Genomic DNA, 540 nt, shown 5'->3' with positions numbered 1-540 from the left:
CGAGTTCGCCGTCGACGGCGCCGTGACGTCGTCCGCAGCCGGCGGAGCCGAGATCAACGCCTACGACGGGATCGACGGCGGCGTCGTCACGGGCCGGACGACGAACCAGTCCGACTCCTTCCGGTTCACCGGGAGCGTCGTCGACTTCGACGCCGACGCGCCGGTGGACGTGACCGTCGACGGGGACGCGGTCGAGGCGGAGTCGGTCGGCGCCGACGTGCTCACGATCGACGGCGGCGGCGCGACGACCCACTACGAGTTCGCCGTCGACGGCGACGTCGAGAAGTCGACCGCGCACGGCGCGACGCGCAACGGCTACGACGCGATCGCCGACGACGGCACCGTCACCGGCCGCACGACTAACGAACCCGACTCCTACCGCCTCTCCGGGCCCGTTCTCGATTTCGAGGCCGACGGCGACGTCGCCGTCTCGCTGAACGGCGACCGGATCGAACCGGCGTTCCTCGGGGCGTCCACCATCACGATCGACGGCGGCGGCGCGACGGCCCACTACGAGTTCACCGTCGACGGCGACGTCGA

General features: G+C 71.5%; 1 pseudogene. It reads left to right on the top strand.

What is annotated here, in order from left to right:
* Positions 1-22: 22 nt before the first annotated feature.
* Positions 23-540 (top strand): annotated as a pseudogene (locus DJ81_RS05260) (hypothetical protein); the annotation flags it as partial.

The organism is Halorubrum sp. Hd13 (assembly GCF_002252755.1).
Taxonomy (GTDB): Archaea; Halobacteriota; Halobacteria; order Halobacteriales; family Haloferacaceae; genus Halorubrum.
Note: the sequence above shows the minus strand (reverse complement) of the source record. Positions and strands in the feature narration are given on the sequence as shown.